This is a genomic window from Photobacterium sp. GB-210 (genome assembly GCF_003026075.1).
Lineage (GTDB): Bacteria > Pseudomonadota > Gammaproteobacteria > Enterobacterales > Vibrionaceae > Photobacterium.
On the sequence record NZ_PYNU01000010.1, the window covers coordinates 98,647 to 117,236 of the forward strand.

Sequence of the window (18,590 nt, forward strand, 5' to 3'; positions counted from 1 at the left end):
CGCCTTTTTCTTGATATTGATCTAGTAGATTCGTTCATTTCATATGGATAACTGTGCACAGGATCACAATGCGGCGAGATAATTTTAAGTGGTGCGATAAGTAAAGATTATTACGACGATTTTTAGAGAGGGAAAAAGTTGTTATTAAGGCGGAGAATTAGGATTTACATTCATTATTTAATCAATAAGACTAGAGACAATTATTGGGCGTTTGAATAAGGATTAAGCGATGCAGTCCCGAGTAAAATGGGTAGAAGATATGACTTTTTTAGGTCAATCTAGCTCCGGTCATAGTGTAGTCATGGATGGTAATGGAGGGGATAAAGCTCCAAGTCCAATGGAATTGGTATTAATGGCGGCGGGAGGGTGTAGCTCAGTAGATGTTGTCAGTGGTTTACAATCCCAAGCGCAAAATATTGTGGGTTGTGAGGTTCTTATTTCAGCTGAGCGTCGAGAGCAAGCGCCACGTTTATTTACCGCAGCCAATTTGCATTTTATTGTTTCAGGTTTTGATTTAAATGAAACCTTAGTGGCTAACACCATTGCTGATTCTTTAGAGAAATATTGCTCTGTATGCTTGATGATTGGTGAAAAGGTTAAGTTGACTCATTCGTATGAAATCATCACTGCTTAATAATGATTGAGATGAAAAAGGTTGGTGTTTGTGCCAACCTTTTTTCTATTTATTTTCGTTTGTGCAAACTTAACTGATTTTCCCTGTATTAATCAGTTTCTCGATAAGGGGGCGCATGATCAATTCCATTGCAAAACTCATTTTTCCACCAGGGACGACAAGCGTGTTATGACGTGACATAAATGAGCCTTGGATCATGGAAAGTAAATACGGAAAATCGACATTATTTAAACCGCGAAATCGGATCACAACAAAGCTTTCATCTAAGCTTGGGATCCCTTTGGCACTCACCGGGTTTGAGGTATCAACGGTTGGTACACGTTGAAAGTTGATATGTGTGCGTGAAAATTGCGGAGTTAAATAATTTAAGTAATCGTCCATGGAGCGAACGATTGACTCCATCACCGCTTCGCGAGAGTGCCCTCGATCTCTCGTGTCACGAACAATTTTTTGGATCCACTCCAAGTTTACAATGGGTACCATGCCAATAAGAAGATCAACATGCTGTGCGACATGGATCTCGCCATCGACAACCCCACCATGTAAGCCTTCATAAAAGAGTAAATCAGTGTTTTCTGCTAACTGTTGCCACGGAGTAAACGTTCCGGGCATTTGGTTGTAGGGTACGGCTTCGTCAAATGTGTGTAGATAACGGCGAAAGCGGCCAGTGCCATCTTCACCATATTGTTTGAAAAATTGCTCTAATTGGGCAAAGTCATTGGCTTCTGAGCCAAAATAGCTGATATGTCGACCTTGCTCTTTAGCTTTGCGGATCTCAGTGTCCATTTCAGGGCGGGTATAGCGATGGAAGCTATCGCCTTCTAGCCATGCCGCATTAATGTTCATCATATTGAACATCTTTCGGAATGCTTCAGAAGTCGTCGTGGTTCCTGCTCCTGATGAACCAGTAACTGCAATAATAGGATGTTTTGCAGACATGACTAACCTTGTCGTTGTTGATTATCGAAAGATAAATGAGAAAGCAGGCAATAATAAAATTACCTGATCAGGCAACAATGCTACTACAAGTTAACAGGGATGTCGGGATTGAAAAGTGAAACTGCTAGCGGAGGCAAGTTTTGAGTCGTAACTCTCTGGGCACGACTCACATTAATAAAACTTATTGCAACTGATTGCGTAATTTTATGTCGACAGATTCATGCAATTCAGAAAATACAATCACAGCATCACCGGATTTCAGTTGCTGCATCACGTAATTCACTTTGTTTTCTAAGCTCATTTCAACTTCACCGTAATCAGTGCCTTCACGTAGCACAAATTGTTCAATCAGGTTAGTCAGTGTTTCTGGGGCGATATCTTGCCAAGGAATGATCATTTTATGTCTCGTCGACTGCGTTACTGATACGCGCAGTATATGATAAAAATATCACTAGCCCTATTGAGGAGTGGTGAGTTTGGTTTTAAACCATGTTGGAACGCTGTGTTCGAGCCAAAACGTCGGTTTAAAAATAGAACCACTAACGAACCCAACATGGCCACCTTTTTCATATAAGTTGTAGTCGATATTACTCGGCAATGGTTGTGATGGGATCACCGATTCGGTCATGAACGGATCGTCTTTGGCATGGATAATCCGCAGTGGTGTACTGATCAAGTTGAGCTGTTGAAGGCCACTACAACGTTGATAATAATCGTCAGCATCAATAAAACCATGGAGAGGGGCGGTAATGTGCTGATCAAATTGCCATACCGTATTTATCGCAGCTAATTGCTGGTGGGTGATAGGCATTTTATCTTGATGAAGTGTTATTCGTTTTGCCATTGTGCGCTTCATCGAGTTGAGTAGATATTGCTGATAGATCTTAGAAAAACCTTGTTGAATACGTGTCGAGCATGAGGCTAAATTTAATGGGGGAGACACCGCTTGAGCGGCAACGAGATCACTGTCGTCACCATATTTTGCCAGGTAGTTAATCAGCATGTTGCCGCCGAGGGATACTCCCACTGCGATAAAAGGCCGTAGGGGGAATTGCTCACGTAACCATGTAATGAAAAAGCGTGCATCACTGACTTCACCTGAGTGATAACCTCTAGGTTGACGGTTTAGCTCACCGCTGCAGCCTCTAAAATGCATCATAACCCCAAGCCAACCTTGTTGTTTTGCAGCATATAATAGTCCATTGGCATACGGGCTATGGAAGCTGCCTTCTAAACCATGGAATAGGATCATTAATGGTTTGCTATCGTTTGTAGGAGCTTCTGTCCAAGCGAGATCAAGAAAGTCATCATCAGGCGTGGTCAGTCGTTGCGTCACAGGTGTGAATAGTGGCTGGCGACGAACAAATCGCGGTAATAAGGTTTGAATGTGTGGATTTTGTAACCCTGATGCTGGCGTAAATTGAGACATGAATATCCTCTGTTACAGCGAAAAATGGGATAAAGGGGGGTGGCGTAATAACTCGGCAATGGTTTTTAAGCCAAAGATCAATTGCTGTTGGTTTAGCGGTGAGCTAATGGCGAGCCGTACTGCTGGTTGAATATGATTACCTCTAGGAGTAAATAATTCTGCTGATTTAACTATGACCCCACGGGCTGTTGTTGCCGCCATAAAATCACTTAAGCGCCAGTCTTCTGGTAATTGCAGCCAAACATGAAAACTATAAGTCTGAGTTGTAATGGCAAACTCACCAAGGTATTGCTGTACCAATAATTGCCGTTGTTGTATTTCAGTACGAACGGTCGTTAATACCCGATCGGCATCACCTTGAACAATTAATTCACAAGCGATAGCAGAGAGCAGTGGGCTGATCATTAAGCTGTGGTTATAGAGTGCTGCACTTAGATGTTGCTGCCACTGTTTCGGCACTTGGATGTAACCTAAGCGAAGTCCAGGTGCGAGGCATTTTGATAACCCTCCAATATGGATTACATGTTCAGGTGCTAGGTTGATTAAAGGTGGTGGCGGTGAGGGCGGCAGTAATCCGTTGACGTCATCTTCCGCAATTAACACATTATGCTCACGACACACGCTAATCACTTCTTCACGACGAGAGAGCGGCATTGTTACCGAAGTTGGGTTTTGCTGGGTTGGTGTTAAATATATTAGCCGTGGTTGGTAGAGTTCACAGGCCGATGCGAGACTGGCAGGGATCACCCCATCTTCATCCATCTCAACACTTTTTAGGGTAATACCATGTTGACGAGCAAGGGTTAGAAAGCCGGGGTAGCAAAAGTGTTCGACTAACACGGTATCACCAGCACGACAGAAAATACTCAGCAATAATTCCGCAGCATGTTGTGCGCCTGAGGTGAAATACATCTGCTCTGATGAAACATCAATGCCTTTTTGATTTAACCATTGGCAAACGATATGACGATGATTATCGATCCCTTGTGGTGGCTGATACAACATCATGTCATTTAATTGCGAGGGATTAGCACTAATTTTTGCCATCGCTTTGCTTATCATCTCACTGCGATCAAATCGCGGAGGAATGTTATAGCCGAAATTACATTCTTCAGTCTGTAACTCTTCTAATTGATAGATCCAGTGATGGTTTTTATTGTTATCACAGACATACGTCCCAGCCCCAATACGTGCTTCGACAAGATGACGTCGTTCCGCTTCTGCATAAGCACGTGTCACTGTACCGACGGTAACCTGTAATTGATCGGCAAGTGCGCGGTGTGTGGGGAGTTTCTCCCCAATTGCGATGTCACCTTGCTCGATAGCTCGTGCAATTCCATCTGCAATTTGACGATAAAGTGGTTCTTTAGTTTTAGCGATAAGTTGGATATTTAATAACTTTTTCTCGATTGTCATGGTGACAATAAATCCTTTGATCTTAATAACTTCCCTTGTTAGGTTAAATTGTGCGCACAAAACAACCGTATTGCCAGAGATTTTTTATGTTGTCGCGAAATAACTAAAATTGTATCGGTACAATTTCGTGGGAGATGATCTGGATAGTTTTATTTCTATCGTTTATTAAGGAATGTGTGTGGAAGGATCAACAATCATCTCAGTTATTTTATTTGCCATATTAATGACAGGCACGCCGGGGCCTAACAATATGATGGTGACCGCCTCTGGAGCAAACTTTGGTTATTGGCGTAGTGTTCCGCATATTACGGGGATCAGTGTGGGTATGGCGAGCATGATCAGTTTACTGGCGGCAGGGCTCGGCATTATTTTTGAACGTTATCCTATGGTTCACGAGGTATTAAAAGTTGTTGGGTGTGCGTACTTATTGTATTTAGCATGGAAAATAGCCACTGCTGGCAGCATGAGTAAAACAGAGCAAACAGTGAAGGCGAAACCGATGAGTGTATTCTCTGCTGCTCTGTTTCAATACGTTAATCCTAAAGCATGGATGATGTCAGCAACGGCAGTAAGCACCTTCGCCGTTAGCGGGGAGCACTATTGGTTATCGATATTAATGATTGTATCGGTATTTTTCGTGGTGGGTTTTGTTTGCGTTTCGCTATGGACTGCAACTGGAGTGGTGATACGTCATTGGCTAACATCAGAACGTCGCACGATTCGGTTTAATCAGACGATGGGAGCACTAACGGCAGCATGCGTGATGATGATTTGGTAGTGGTTGCCCTTTGTTCTAGATAACTGAAAATAACAACGCCAACGAAGTACTCGTTGGCGTTATAGGTGTTAGGCGATATTATTCGGCACTAAATTGAGATTCCATCTCTTCTAATTGCTCTTGTAACTCCATCCAAGCAACTTCTACATCTTCCAAATCCGATTTTGCATCACCTTGCAGTTTTAATTGCTCATTCATACGGACTTTGTTCTCAGCCTCATAAATACTGCTATCACTTAATGCGGTTTCAGCATCGGTGATAATGGCATTAAGCTTGTCCATCTGTTTTTCAAGCTTGGTGATTTCTTTACGAATAGGGGCTGTTTGTTTACGGAACTCTGCCTCTAGACGTTTTTGCTCTTTACGCGATGCCGCGCTGTTATCTTTGTTGGTTTCAGGTTTTGTTGCTTGTTGATCTCGGCGCTCATTACGCTGTTGCTCGGTAAGCCATTTGTGATAATCATTTAAATCACCATCAAACGGTACGACTTGGCGATCATGCACTAAATATAAGTCATCGGTTGTTGCACGTAGTAAGTAACGGTCGTGACTGACAATAACCATTGCACCTTCATAAGATTGCAATGCCAACGTCAGTGCTTGGCGCATATCTAAATCAAGGTGGTTGGTTGGCTCATCGAGCAGCAATAGGTTAGGACGTTGCCATACAATCAGTGCTAGCACTAAGCGGGCTTTCTCACCGCCAGAAAACGGACCGACTTTTTCTAGCGCTTTATCACCAATAAACCCAAAGCTACCTAAATAATCACGGAGTTGTTGCTCGGTTGCTTGTGGCGCAATACGTGCCATATGCTGAACTGGGGTATCATCAAGGTACAAGGTTTCTAATTGGTGCTGGGCAAAGTAACCAATTTTAACCCCTTGCGAATACGCCATATCACCGGCTTTCGCTGGTAAATCACCCGATAGCATTTTTATCAGGGTCGATTTACCGGCACCATTTCGACCAAGTAGGCCAATACGACTACCAGGAACAAGATTCAGGCGAATTTTTTCTAAAATCAGTAAGTCGTCATAACCTGCGGCAACCTGATCCATCATTAAGATTGGGTTCGGCAGAGCACTTGGCTCGCGGAACTCAAAACTGAATGGGTTATCAAACTGAGCCGGTAACACTTTTTCCATACGTTCAAGGGCTTTAATACGACTTTGCGCTTGGCGTGCTTTACTGGCCTTGTAACGGAAACGTTCAATGTATGACTGCATGTGCGTCATTTGCTTTTGTTGTTTCTGGTACATCGCTTGTTGTAGCACCAGTTTTTCGGCGCGTTGTACTTCAAACGATGAATAGTTACCGGTGTAACTGTGCATGGTTTGATTTTCAATATGGATAATGCGGTTAACCACAGGATCTAAGAAATCGCGGTCATGGGAAATTAACACTAAGGTACCACGGTAGCTTTGGAGCCATTTTTCCAGCCACATTACGGCATCTAAATCTAAGTGGTTAGTTGGTTCATCGAGTAGTAGCAGATCAGAGCGGCATAATAGCGCTTGAGCAAGGTTAAGACGCATACGCCAACCACCCGAAAATTGGGTCAGGTTCCATTGCATCTGGTGCTGTGAAAAGCCTAGGCCGTCAAGTAATTCAGCCGCACGAGCATTGATACTATAGCCACCAATGGTGTCCATTTTACCGTGAAGCTCTGCGACTTTAGTACCATCATCAGCTTGTTCTGCGGCAAGGAGTTGGCGTTCAAGTTCACGGTATTCACGGTCGCCATCAATGACATACTCAATAGCTGCGCGCTCTAACGCAGGTGTCTCCTGAGCAACCCATGCCATTTCCCAGTTACTCGGAAATTGGCAGTTGCCAGCATCTAAGCTGAGCTCATTTTTCAGTAAAGCGAACAGGGTCGATTTACCACAACCGTTTTTACCGACAAGACCGACTTTGTCGCCCGGGTGGATCGTTGAAGTGGCGTTTTCAAGTAATACTTTGCCACCACGTAGAAGTTGGATATCTGAAAAGATAATCATCAATATTGCCGGGGTCTTGCCCGCTCCACTAAATAAACTGGACTTATGGGCGGAAGTCTAACTCAAACAGCGCAGAGTGGCTAACATCTCTCTATTGCTTTAGGTTACGTTTTGCTGAACAAATGATAAACAAAAGATCATGTTTGTTAACAATTAGGTATGATGGAATAATACTGAGCAAGTCCTTATTGTTGCACATGATGAATATGAACGATTGTCAAAGGATGTTATGACACGACAAAACTTACCATCAATTCTCATTATTTTTGCTCATCCTGACCCTGATGAGTCCGTTGCTAATCGCGCAATGTTGCAAGACATTGAGCTATTAGGTCACGTTACTGTGCATGATTTATATGCCACGTACCCCGATTTCTTTATCGATGTTGTCGCAGAGCATGAGCTGATCGCGAGTCACGACATCATTATTTTCCAGCATCCTCTCTATATGTATTCCTGCCCATCATTGTTGAAAGAGTGGTTTGATAGAGTGTTAAGCAAAGGCTTCGCTCACGGTGACGGTAATGAAACCGTGGGTAAATATTGGCGCTCGGTGATCACGACTGGCGGTGGAGCAGAAGCTTATAGTCCGGATGGTTATAACCGTTATGGTATTGATACCATTTTAAAGCCATTTGAAATTTGTGCTGATCTTTGCCAAATGCATTGGTTACCGCCACTTATCTTGCACTGGGCAAGACGCGTCACGCAGGATGAATTAAACCAACATGCACGCGCATACCAATCATGGTTAGCGAACCCTTTGATTATTGAGCCTCGAATTAGCTTAACGAAGAAGGAGACCAACAATGACCAATGATTTCCTTGTTCTAAGTGTGGTTTTTTTGGCCGCAGCTATTATTGCCGTCCCTTTGGCGCAAAAGCTTGGCTTAGGTTCAGTGTTAGGCTATTTGATTGCGGGTATTGCCATTGGCCCTTGGGGCTTAGGCTTGATCTCCGATGTTGATGCTATCCTCCATTTCTCTGAATTTGGCGTTGTGTTGTTACTGTTTCTGATTGGTTTAGAGCTTAATCCGAAAACACTGTGGCAAATGCGTAAACCCATTTTAGGGTTAGGTGGTGGGCAGGTGGTGATCACCAGTGGGGTTATTGCCGTAGTGGTTATGAGCTTTAATGGATTTTTACCTTCGTTGACGTGGCGCGATTCAGCCGTGATTGGCATGGGGCTGGCGTTATCTTCAACAGCAATTGCACTACGTGTAATAGAAGAGCAGCAATTATCAGGAAGTGAAACGGGGCAATCGGGTTTTGCGGTACTGCTATTTCAAGATATAGCGGTGATCCCAATGCTTGCTTTACTCCCAGCTCTTGCTGGTGGTAAAGGGGGGAGTTGGAATGATGCATTTTGGATGTTAGGGGGTATCGCCGTACTCCTTGTCGGTGGACATTTTTTACTTCGTCCACTGTTTCGTTATGTGGTGATGAGTGGTGTTCGTGAACTGTTTAATGTTGCGGCATTACTGTTAGTGCTTGGTATTGCATTGATTATGCAGGCGCTTGGATTATCCATGGCGTTAGGGGCATTCTTAGCGGGGGTGCTATTAGCTGAGAGCGAATATCGCCATGAATTAGAAATTGCGATAGAGCCGTTTAAAGGGTTATTACTGGGGCTGTTTTTTATCTCAGTGGGTATGGCGGTAAATATTGGGTTACTGTGGCAATATCCATTACAGATTTTAGCCGCGGTATTAGCATTAATCGCAGTAAAAGGAATCGTGCTCTATCTTTTAGCCCGGATATTTGGCGTAAGAGAAAAGTCACGTAGTCAGATGGCGGCGATTTTAAGTCAGGGTGGTGAGTTTGCGTTTGTCTTGTTTACTGCCGCTCGTGCTGAAGGTTTACTAGATGCGCAATTATTAGCTTTCTTGCTGGTGGTTGTAAGTATATCAATGATGACAACACCGCTCGTCTTAACGCTTCAAAATCGCTGGTTTGTGCGAAGCTTCAAAGCGAGTGAGCAACCTGAGCCAGAGTCGGATGTTGTTGATCGTGCCCCCCGTGTCATCATTACGGGTTTTGGACGCTTTGGACAAGTTATAGGACGATTACTGTTTGCTAATAAAATTAAAGTAACCGTACTTGAGCGCGATCCGAGCCAAATCCAATTTTTACGCAAGTTCGGTTATAAAGTTTTTTACGGTGATGCTACTCAGTTAGATTTGCTCCGCGCAGCAGGGGCAGATAATGCGGAAGCAATTATTATCTGTACTGATGCACCGACAGAAGTCATGGAAGTGGTGGCTATGTGTCAGCAACATTTCCCGCACTTAAAAATATTAGCGCGGGCGAGAAGTCGTGTTGAAGCGCATCAATTACTAGGTCAAGGCGTTGAATGTTTCTCACGTGAAACTTTTGCTGGTGCTCTTGATTTAGGTCGCCAAGCCCTCATATCTTTAGGTATGCATCCGTATAAAGCGAAACGTGCTGAGGCACATTTTCGTAAAATAGATACACAAGCCTTACGGGACCTATTGCCGCAGCATAGTGAAGACGTCAATTTAGCATCAAGGCAAAAAGAAGCCCGTAAAGAGTTAGAAGAAATTTTCGATCGTGAAATGCGGGGTGAGGAAGAGCGCCATCATGGTTGGGATTAAGCTAGCGCTTGTGTGATGATCAAGGAAAGAGCAGGATGATAAAAAAACGATTTATCGCAGGGGCTGCATGCCCTAGTTGTCAAACCATCGATACTTTACGCTGGTGGCAACAAGATGATGTTGAATATGTCGAGTGTGTGGCTTGTGATCATGCAGATACACGGGTGCCACAATCGGTACAAGAAAGTGAACAACTTTCGTCAACGACCAAACAACAAGTGATAGGTGTTTTCAAGCCTGACTAATACGGAATTAGCATCATTGCCATATTATCCTGTATGATGTCGAGCAAAACTTATCACCCCGAGCTCAAATTTTGGAGTAAACATGAAAGTCGCTAAAGACACAGTAGTAAGCCTAGCTTACCAAGTGAAAACTGAAGATGGTGTAGTTGTAGATCAATCAACAGTTGAAGCTCCACTTGATTACCTTCACGGTCATAACAATCTAATTCCTGGCCTTGAAGCAGCGCTTGAAGGTCATGTAGCTGGCGACAAGTTCGAAGTAACTGTTGCTCCTGCTGACGCTTACGGCGAGCACATGGACGAAATGGTTCAACGTGTTCCTGCAAACGTATTCCAAGGTGTTGATGAAATTACTGTTGGTATGCGTTTCCTTGCAGATACTGATCAAGGTCCAATCCCTGTTGAAGTAACTGAAGTTGATGGCGATCACGTAGTTGTTGATGGTAACCACATGCTTGCTGGTCAAACGCTAGGTTTTGATGTTGAAGTTGTTGCAGTACGCGCAGCGACTGAAGAAGAAATTGCACACGGTCACCTACATCAAGGTGGTGGTTGTTGTGGCGGCGAAGGCGGTTGTGGCGATCACGGTAACAGTGACGAAGGTTGCTGCGGTGGCGAAGAGAAAGGCGGTTGCTGCTCTCACTAATATCATTTGATGATATCAATAAAAAAGGAAGCTTAGGCTTCCTTTTTTGTTTTCATTTTTTAGTCAAACACGATTAATAGTGTGGCGGCGGAGTTTCTTCCGACTCGCTAGCCATATTTGGTGCTTGCATGCCTTTTACCTTACCCACTAAAAATCTCATCTGAACTTCCATGCGGTCAATCATGAACTGTTGTTTGGTAAGGGCATCATTAAGATCATCAATAGTTTGCTCTTGAAAGGCTTGTTTCATTTCAAGTTCATCAATACGGTGTTGTAATTGTTCAATCTCAGTCATGGTCGTTTTCAATCGGTTGACCAGGCTTGGGCAAATCCAGATGATGATCCAGAGATGACGTTACCTGTTGGGCTAATAGCGACATCATACACCACTGCTGTAGCGGGTCGAGTGTCTTGCTGACGTTCCGCCTTCCAACTACCGATATTTTTCCCATCCGATGTTTGCCATAACTCCACTCGGCGTGAGGGAGTGCCAGTTGCTACCATTGAACCATCATCAGAAAAACGCGCACTCGAAAGGGTTTGTTGGCGAAGGGTAATGTCTAGTTCTGATATTTTCTTGCCGTTGGTTAAATCCCAAATAAAGACGTCATTGGTGCCATCGGCAGTCAGGGCAAATTTTCCATCTCGTTGTAGTGCGACTCGAGTAATGCGACTTTTATGAGGGAAACCATACAAGATTTGTCCTGTTCGGGTATCCCATAAATAGCCATTATGATCATTGCCGCCGGATAGCGCGTAACGGCCATTAGGAGAGAGAGCGACACTATTAACTTTCTCTTGATGAGCTAAAAACTCAAGTCGTCTTCCTGTGCTAATATTGATAAATAAGGCCTTACCATTACTTAGCGCTAATAAGATGTCGTCGCCATTATTGGCAATAGCGACATCTCTAATGGTAGTGTCATCAATCGACCATAAACCTTGTGCTTGGGACCAGCCAAGATCCCAAATAGCAAAATTTTGTGCTGTGGCCGTGATAGCAAAACGTTTATTGTCAGAAATATGGCTACTTATCACCGTACTGTGATGTTGATCTTGAGAACCAAAATCAGCTAACTTTTTGTTTTGATGTAAGTCCCATAGCACGATACCTTGTTCTATTGCAGCAACTATTGCAAAACGACCATCTCGGCTAAGGCTAAAACTGGTTGCACCTTGTGGGGCTAATTGCCAGCGTTGGACTTCTGAGCCAGAAAAGAAACAACCACTCAAGGTTAAAGTGGATAAAAATAAACAAAATGAAAAAAAAGTTTTATACATTAAGCTCTTGTTCCGCTTGCATAGGGTAACTAGTAGAGTAAATTAGTCTGATTAAATAACTGAACTGACATGCTTTTTACAGTTACTTAATCAAATGCTAGTAGTATATTGTTATAACTTTATTTTCATACTCATTCTAAAAAGTACAGTTAAAAAATGAGGCATTGCCTCACTGACTGATGGAGAAATACATGAAACCTGTTCTAAAGATGTCTGTATTGGCAGCAACAATTTTCCTCGCTGTTGGTTGTCAGGATGATAATAAAGCAGACACCAATAAGCCTGCTGAACCTGCGAAAGTAGAGCAGGTTGCTGCTAAGACTCCAGCTGCTGATGCTAAAGTTGAATTTAAAACTGAAAATCAAAAAGCAGCTTATGCAATTGGTGCATCACTGGCGCAATACCTATCAGCCAACCTTGATCAGCAAAAAGAGCTAGGTCTAGACCTAAATCGTCAAGACGTACTTCAAGGTGTTGAAGATGTATTTGCGGGTAAGAGTCGTTTAACGCAAGAGCAAACCCAACAAGCGCTTCAAGAACTTGACCAGCGCGTAGCTAAAATTGTTGAAGAAAAAGCAAAAGCTGAAGCTGAGAAAAACATAAAAGCTGGTGAAGAGTTCCGTACTAAGTTCTCGAAAGAAGCGGGTGTTGTAACAACTAAAACCGGCCTAATGTACAAGATTGAGAAAGAAGGTACAGGTCCAAAACCAACAGCAACCGATACAGTTGAAGTAAATTACAAAGGCATGCTAACTGACGGTACCGTATTTGACAGTTCTTACCAGCGTAATCAACCTGCCACTTTCCCTTTAAATCAAGTAATCCCTGGTTGGACTGAAGGCGTTCAGCTAATGCCTGTAGGTTCAAAGTTTGAGTTTGTTATTCCGCCACAACTTGCTTACGGCGCTCAAGCAAACCCAAGCATTCCAGCTAATTCAACATTGGTATTCCAAGTTGAGCTACTAAGTATTAAAGGTGATAAAACTGCAAAACCTGCAGCGGCACCAGCTGAAAAACCAGCAGCTACAGAGACAAAAACACAATAGTTGAGCAATATTTACCAATAAATATGCTGATAAATATCAAGACCCGACTTATGTCGGGTCTTTTCTTTTTAATTATCTGATAAACTTACTAGCAATATTTTAAATTTTATTGATTCTATTTAATACATAAGTTGAATGTATAAGTCGTATTAATAGTATTGATTGCAACATGGAAGATTGAAAAGTGGTTTCAACTGATAACTTTGGTTCAGAGGTGATGGTCGACAGTGATATCGTCGATAGCCGAATCTTCTCTGAGCATGATTATATTATTCTTCGCTCTTATGAAGCCGTTGTTGATGGTTTAGCAGCGTTAATTGGTCCCTTTTGTGAAATCGTGCTCCATTCATTAGCCGATCTCAACACCTCTGCGATTAAGATTGCTAACGGAGAAAATACCGGCCGTAAAGTTGGCTCGCCAATCACTGATCTTGCATTACGCATGCTACGCGATATTGAAGGTTCTGAGCGCAATTTTTCTCGTGCTTATTTCACCCGTGCTAAAGGTGGTGACTTAATGAAGTCAATCACGATTGCCATTCGTAACGGTGAAAATAATATCATTGGCTTACTGTGTATAAACGTTAATTTAGATGCCCCTTTCTCTCAAATTCTGCAGTCGTTTATGCCTACTGATGAAGCTAAGCAAGCGGCATCAACGGTTAACTTTGCCAGCGATGTTGATGAGCTCGTTGATCAAACGGTAGAACGTACTATCGAAGAAATTAATGCAGATAAAAACGTATCAAATAATGCCAAAAACCGTCAAATCGTGATGGAGTTGTTTGATAAAGGCATTTTCGATATTAAAGATGCAATTAATCGTGTTGCAGATCGTTTAAATATCTCCAAACACACTGTGTATCTGTATATTCGCCAGCGAAAAACCGAGGATGGTGAGAAGTGAGTTTAACTTACGCTATCGTGGTCAATGGTCCTGCATACGGAAATCAAACATCACGTTCAGCTTATCAATTTGCAAGAGCATTAATTGAAGAAGGACACGTATTACAACGCGTGTTTTTTTATCAAGATGGCGTGTTAAATGGCTCTGCATTAACGGCACCAGCATCCGATGAATTTGATCTTGTGGCGGCATGGCAAGCATTAGCTAAAATGCATAATGTTGAATTGCAAACCTGTGTGGCTGCCGCATTGCGTCGCGGTATTGTCAGTGAACAAGAAGCAGAGCAAAACCAATTATCTGCTGTCAATCTTGCAGATGGCTTTGAACAGGCAGGGCTTGGTGGTCTTGCTGAAGTCTTGTTAACGGCAGATCGCGTCATACAATTTTAGTGGTATAGATATGAATTCACTGGGCTTTATCTTTAGAACTTCACCACATGGCAACAATAGTGGGCGAGAAGGGCTAGATGCTGTATTGGCAAGTTCGGCTTATACTGAAGAGTTGTCACTGTATTTTATTGATGATGGTGTATTTCAGTTATTAAAACAGCAGCAGCCACAAGCAATTTTAAGTCGAGATTATATTGCGACATTTAAAATGCTTGAACTTTATGATGTTGAAAATATTTATGTGAATGCAGAATCACTCCGTGCGCGCGGACTAACAACAGATGATTTGATCATCGATGTGATTGTTTGTGAACAAGCACAATTGATAGAAAAAATGCATCAATGTCGACAACTTCTTACATTTTGAGGTCGTAATGCTTCATACCGTTACTCGCTCACCCTATCAAAGCCAATCTTTGGCCCAATGTTTAGCATATGTTGCCGCTGGTGATGAAATATTGCTGTTAGAAGATGCTGTGATCGCCAGTTTGGCAAAAAATAATTATTTAAATGTAATAAAAAATATTGGCGTAAAAATTTATTTACTTGAGGCTGATCTCATTGCACGTGGATTGCAAGGTAAATGTGATGAGAATCTTAATGTTATTGATTATAAAGGCTTTGTTTCGTTAACTGTTAAGCATGAGCAGCATATGAAATGGGCGTGAATAAGTATGATATTAGCCTTAAAAGTGATAAAAAACGGATTGTTTAAGAAATGATCACTTGATTGATCGTTGGTTAGATCTTGACACCCTAGGGTGCGATGCCTAAAATTTCGCGTCCTCCTGTTGTTGGGAGGCAGATTTTTCACCTTACGAAAGTAATATTCAGGAGCTATTTAATGGCAACTATTAACCAGTTGGTACGTAAGCCACGTGCTAAGCAAGTTGTAAAAAGCAACGTGCCAGCACTAGAAGCGTGCCCACAAAAACGTGGTGTATGTACTCGTGTTTACACTACTACACCTAAAAAACCGAACTCAGCATTACGTAAAGTATGTCGTGTTCGTCTAACAAACGGTTTCGAAGTAACATCATACATCGGCGGTGAAGGTCACAACCTTCAGGAGCACTCAGTTGTTCTTATCCGCGGTGGTCGTGTTAAAGACTTACCGGGTGTTCGTTACCACACTGTTCGTGGTGCACTTGACTGTGCAGGCGTTAATGACCGTAAACAAGGTCGTTCTAAGTACGGTGTGAAGCGTCCTAAGTCTTAATGGATTCCGTTAAGTAAGGCCAAACACTAAAATTATTTAATTTTGAAGAAACTGAAAAGTTTTGGATAACCTGAAGAAGACAACGGAGATAATCCATGCCACGTCGTCGCGTAATCGGTCAGCGTAAGATCCTTCCAGATCCTAAATTCAAATCAGAATTGCTGGCAAAATTCGTTAACATCCTTATGGTTGACGGTAAAAAATCTACTGCAGAAAAAATTGTTTACTCTGCACTAGAAACTATGGCTGAGCGTTCTGGTGAAGAACACCTAGCTGTATTTGAAAAAGCTCTTGAAAATGTACGTCCAGCGGTAGAAGTTAAGTCTCGCCGTGTGGGTGGTTCAACTTACCAGGTGCCTGTAGAAGTACGTCCAGTACGTCGTAATGCACTAGCTATGCGTTGGTTAGTTGAAGCTGCGCGTAAGCGTGGTGAAAAATCTATGGCTCAGCGTCTAGCAGGCGAAATGCTTGATGCGGCTGACAACAAAGGTTCTGCTGTTAAGAAACGTGAAGACGTTCACCGTATGGCAGATGCGAACAAAGCGTTCGCACATTACCGCTGGTAATATAGCTGGTAATACCGCTTGGGCACGGCAGGTTTTCCTGCTGTGCCTAAACCATATTCTAAGGTTCACCTTAGTAAGAGGATACAACCGTGGCACGCAAAACGCCTATCGAGCGCTACCGTAATATTGGTATCTGTGCTCACGTTGACGCCGGTAAAACAACAACGACCGAGCGCATCCTGTTTTATACAGGCCTATCTCACAAGATTGGTGAAGTACACGACGGCGCTGCTACTATGGATTGGATGGAGCAGGAGCAAGAACGTGGCATCACGATCACCTCTGCTGCAACAACCACCTTTTGGCGCGGTATGGACAAGCAGTTCGACGAGCACCGAATCAACATCATTGATACTCCAGGACACGTAGACTTCACCATTGAAGTTGAACGTTCACTACGTGTATTAGATGGTGCTGTTGTTGTGTTCTGTGGTTCTTCAGGTGTAGAGCCTCAGTCAGAGACTGTATGGCGTCAAGCTGATAGATACGAAGTACCACGCATGGTTTTCGTTAACAAGATGGACCGTACTGGTGCCGATTTCCTTCGAGTTATCGAGCAAATTAAAACCCGTCTTGGCGCAAACCCAGTACCTATTCAACTGAATATTGGTGCTGAAGATGAATTTAAAGGTGTAATTGACCTGATCAAAATGAAGGCCATTAACTGGTCAGAAGTTGATCAAGGGACTAGTTTTACCTATGAAGACATTCCTGCTGAGTTATTAGAAGAAGCAGAAGAATGGCGCATGAATTTAGTTGAGTCTGCCGCTGAAGCGAATGACGAACTAATGGATAAATACCTTGAAGAAGGCGAACTGACTGAAGCTGAAATTAAAGCTGGTCTTCGTCAACGTACACTCAACAACGAAATCGTACTCGCGACTTGTGGTTCTGCATTCAAGAACAAAGGTGTTCAGGCAGTACTTGATGCAGTTGTTGATTTCCTTCCTTCACCAACAGAAGTAAAAGCAATTACTGGTGAAGATGAAAACGGTAACCCTGTTGAACGTCACTCAGATGACAATGAACCTTTTGCAGCTCTTGCGTTCAAAATTGCAACAGACCCGTTTGTAGGTACGTTAACATTCATGCGTGTTTATTCTGGTGTTGTAAATTCAGGTGATACTGTCTTTAACAGCATTAAAGATAAACGTGAACGTTTAGGTCGCATTGTTCAAATGCATGCGAATAAGCGTGAAGAGGTCAAAGAAGTGCGTGCTGGCGATATCGCTGCAGCTATTGGCCTTAAATTTGCGACAACAGGTGACACCCTATGTGATCAAAATCATAAAGTGATTCTTGAGCGCATGGACTTCCCTGAACCAGTAATTCAGATCGTTGTTGAGCCTCGTTCAACAGCCGATCAGGATAAGATGGCAATCGCGCTAGAAAAATTAGCGATGGAAGATCCATCTTTCCGAGTAGAAATTGATAATGAATCTGGCCAGACATTAATTTCTGGTATGGGTGAACTTCACCTTGATATCATTGTTGATCGAATGAAACGTGAATTTAGCGTTGACTGTAATGTGGGTAACCCACAAGTTGCTTACCGTGAAAGTATTCGTGGTACAACGGAAGTCGAAGGTAAATTCATTCGCCAAGCTGGTGAAACGGGTGGGCGTAACCAATATGGTCACGTTTGCTTACGATTAGAACCAACTGAGCCTGGTGAAGGTTTCGTATTCGTAGATGAAATCGTGAATGGTAGCGTGCCGAAAGAGTATATCACGGCTGCTGCGATTGGTATCGAAGAACAAATGAAGAGTGGTGTGCTTGCTGGCTACCCAATGGTTGATGTTAAAGCAACGCTGTTCGACGGTTCATTCCACGAAACTGATTCTAACGATATTGCATTTAAAATCGCAGGTTCAATGGCATTAAGACAAGGTGCGCTACAAGCAAACCCTGTATTGCTTGAGCCTATGATGAAAGTTGAAATTACCACGCCTGAAGATTGGATGGGTGATGTTGTTGGCGATCTTAACCGTCGTCGCGGCATGATCGAAGGTATGGACGAAGGCAATGCGGGTATTAAAATTATTCGTGCACAAGTTCCATTATCGGCAATGTTTGGCTATGCAACTGATTTGCGTTCAGCAACACAAGGCCGTGCGTCTTATTCTATGGAGTTTAGCGAGTACGCTGAAATGCCAAAGAATGTTACTGACAAAATTATTGCAGAACGTAACTAATTTCATTATTGCGTCGATGGCTATTGACGCATAAAATACAAACTTCAGAGCCGTCCCCGACCTAGTAGGGGGCGTATCTTAACTAGGAAGGAACACAATTGTGTCTAAAGAAAAATTTGAACGCGTAAAACCGCACGTAAACGTTGGTACTATCGGTCACGTTGACCACGGTAAAACAACTCTAACTGCTGCTATCTGTACTACACTTTCAAAAGTGTACGGTGGTGCTGCTCGTGACTTCGCATCAATCGATAACGCTCCAGAAGAGCGTGAGCGCGGTATCA

General features: G+C 43.0%; 22 protein-coding genes. 15 read left to right on the top strand and 7 right to left on the bottom strand.

Features of this window, described 5'->3' with window-relative positions; genetic code table 11:
• The first annotated feature begins 229 nt into the window (after window positions 1-229).
• Entirely contained in the window at window positions 230-634 is a 405-nt protein-coding gene (locus C9J38_RS13250; protein WP_107207506.1) for an OsmC family protein, read from the top strand.
• A gap of 69 nt (window positions 635-703) precedes the next feature.
• Here C9J38_RS13250 and C9J38_RS13255 read toward each other — a convergent pair whose 3' ends face one another.
• From C9J38_RS13255 to C9J38_RS13270, 4 genes are all read right to left on the bottom strand, one after another.
• A complete protein-coding gene (locus tag C9J38_RS13255) occupies window positions 704-1,573 on the bottom strand; it encodes a phosphoribulokinase (RefSeq protein ID WP_005371800.1) in 870 nt (289 codons plus the stop codon).
• 181 nt (window positions 1,574-1,754) lie between these two features.
• Window positions 1,755-1,970 (bottom strand): YheU family protein, encoded by a 216-nt coding sequence (locus tag C9J38_RS13260; RefSeq protein ID WP_005371799.1) that lies wholly within the window; start codon window positions 1,968-1,970, stop codon window positions 1,755-1,757.
• A 60-nt stretch (window positions 1,971-2,030) separates the two neighbouring features.
• A complete protein-coding gene (locus C9J38_RS13265; protein WP_107207507.1) occupies window positions 2,031-3,002 on the bottom strand; it encodes a hydrolase in 972 nt (323 codons plus the stop codon).
• Window positions 3,003-3,014: 12 nt separating this feature from the next.
• Complete coding sequence (locus C9J38_RS13270) at window positions 3,015-4,418, bottom strand: PLP-dependent aminotransferase family protein (protein WP_107207508.1); 1,404 nt, start codon at window positions 4,416-4,418, stop codon at window positions 3,015-3,017.
• Window positions 4,419-4,596: 178 nt separating this feature from the next.
• Here C9J38_RS13270 and C9J38_RS13275 point away from each other — a divergent pair, with 178 nt between their 5' ends.
• Entirely contained in the window at window positions 4,597-5,196 is a 600-nt protein-coding gene (locus tag C9J38_RS13275; RefSeq protein WP_107207509.1) for a LysE family translocator, read from the top strand.
• Between the two features lie 78 nt (window positions 5,197-5,274).
• On the opposite strand, the gene C9J38_RS13280 is transcribed toward C9J38_RS13275, so the two are convergent.
• On the bottom strand, window positions 5,275-7,197 hold the full coding sequence (locus C9J38_RS13280; protein ID WP_107207510.1) for an ABC transporter ATP-binding protein: 1,923 nt from the start codon (window positions 7,195-7,197) through the stop codon (window positions 5,275-5,277).
• 229 nt (window positions 7,198-7,426) lie between these two features.
• Between C9J38_RS13280 and kefG the strand changes: the two genes are divergently transcribed.
• The 4 genes from kefG (at window position 7,427) to slyD (ending at window position 10,703) form a co-directional block, all read left to right on the top strand.
• Window positions 7,427-8,017: a glutathione-regulated potassium-efflux system ancillary protein KefG gene (gene kefG, locus C9J38_RS13285; protein ID WP_107207511.1), complete on the top strand. Its 591-nt coding sequence runs from the start codon at window positions 7,427-7,429 to the stop codon at window positions 8,015-8,017.
• The gene (gene kefB, locus C9J38_RS13290; protein ID WP_107207512.1) at window positions 8,007-9,812 is read left to right on the top strand and encodes a glutathione-regulated potassium-efflux system protein KefB; all 1,806 of its coding nucleotides are present in this window, start codon (window positions 8,007-8,009) and stop codon (window positions 9,810-9,812) included. Before kefG ends, kefB begins: the two co-directional genes overlap by 11 nt.
• A gap of 35 nt (window positions 9,813-9,847) precedes the next feature.
• Complete coding sequence (locus C9J38_RS13295) at window positions 9,848-10,057, top strand: YheV family putative zinc ribbon protein (protein WP_107207513.1); 210 nt, start codon at window positions 9,848-9,850, stop codon at window positions 10,055-10,057.
• A gap of 82 nt (window positions 10,058-10,139) precedes the next feature.
• Window positions 10,140-10,703, top strand: coding sequence for a peptidylprolyl isomerase (gene slyD, locus C9J38_RS13300; protein WP_107207514.1), 564 nt, complete (start codon window positions 10,140-10,142; stop codon window positions 10,701-10,703).
• A 73-nt stretch (window positions 10,704-10,776) separates the two neighbouring features.
• On the opposite strand, the gene C9J38_RS13305 is transcribed toward slyD, so the two are convergent.
• Window positions 10,777-10,998 (bottom strand): SlyX family protein, encoded by a 222-nt coding sequence (locus C9J38_RS13305; RefSeq protein WP_005371779.1) that lies wholly within the window; start codon window positions 10,996-10,998, stop codon window positions 10,777-10,779.
• An 8-nt stretch (window positions 10,999-11,006) separates the two neighbouring features.
• On the bottom strand, window positions 11,007-11,984 hold the full coding sequence (locus tag C9J38_RS13310) for a WD40 repeat domain-containing protein (protein WP_107207515.1): 978 nt from the start codon (window positions 11,982-11,984) through the stop codon (window positions 11,007-11,009).
• A 191-nt stretch (window positions 11,985-12,175) separates the two neighbouring features.
• Between C9J38_RS13310 and fkpA the strand changes: the two genes are divergently transcribed.
• From fkpA to C9J38_RS13355, 9 genes are all read left to right on the top strand, one after another.
• A complete protein-coding gene (gene fkpA / locus C9J38_RS13315; RefSeq protein WP_107207516.1) occupies window positions 12,176-13,030 on the top strand; it encodes an FKBP-type peptidyl-prolyl cis-trans isomerase in 855 nt (284 codons plus the stop codon).
• A gap of 184 nt (window positions 13,031-13,214) precedes the next feature.
• Window positions 13,215-13,937 carry a transcriptional regulator gene (locus C9J38_RS13320; protein ID WP_005371773.1) on the top strand — a complete coding sequence of 241 codons (723 nt, stop codon included), beginning with the start codon at window positions 13,215-13,217 and terminating at the stop codon, window positions 13,935-13,937.
• Window positions 13,934-14,326 carry a sulfurtransferase complex subunit TusD gene (tusD, locus tag C9J38_RS13325; RefSeq protein ID WP_107207517.1) on the top strand — a complete coding sequence of 131 codons (393 nt, stop codon included), beginning with the start codon at window positions 13,934-13,936 and terminating at the stop codon, window positions 14,324-14,326. The genes C9J38_RS13320 and tusD overlap by 4 nt, the downstream gene beginning before the upstream one ends.
• 10 nt (window positions 14,327-14,336) lie before the next feature.
• A complete protein-coding gene (tusC, locus tag C9J38_RS13330; protein WP_005371769.1) occupies window positions 14,337-14,693 on the top strand; it encodes a sulfurtransferase complex subunit TusC in 357 nt (118 codons plus the stop codon).
• 7 nt (window positions 14,694-14,700) lie between these two features.
• Window positions 14,701-14,994 (top strand): sulfurtransferase complex subunit TusB, encoded by a 294-nt coding sequence (tusB, locus tag C9J38_RS13335; RefSeq protein WP_107207518.1) that lies wholly within the window; start codon window positions 14,701-14,703, stop codon window positions 14,992-14,994.
• A 176-nt stretch (window positions 14,995-15,170) separates the two neighbouring features.
• Window positions 15,171-15,545: a 30S ribosomal protein S12 gene (rpsL, locus tag C9J38_RS13340; protein WP_004399892.1), complete on the top strand. Its 375-nt coding sequence runs from the start codon at window positions 15,171-15,173 to the stop codon at window positions 15,543-15,545.
• Window positions 15,546-15,640: 95 nt separating this feature from the next.
• A complete protein-coding gene (gene rpsG, locus C9J38_RS13345; RefSeq protein WP_005371760.1) occupies window positions 15,641-16,111 on the top strand; it encodes a 30S ribosomal protein S7 in 471 nt (156 codons plus the stop codon).
• Between the two features lie 89 nt (window positions 16,112-16,200).
• Window positions 16,201-18,306: an elongation factor G gene (gene fusA / locus C9J38_RS13350; RefSeq protein ID WP_107207519.1), complete on the top strand. Its 2,106-nt coding sequence runs from the start codon at window positions 16,201-16,203 to the stop codon at window positions 18,304-18,306.
• 100 nt (window positions 18,307-18,406) lie between these two features.
• The coding region (locus C9J38_RS13355) for a GTP-binding protein (RefSeq protein WP_233217677.1) at window positions 18,407-18,590 on the top strand (184 nt) is incomplete at its 3' end.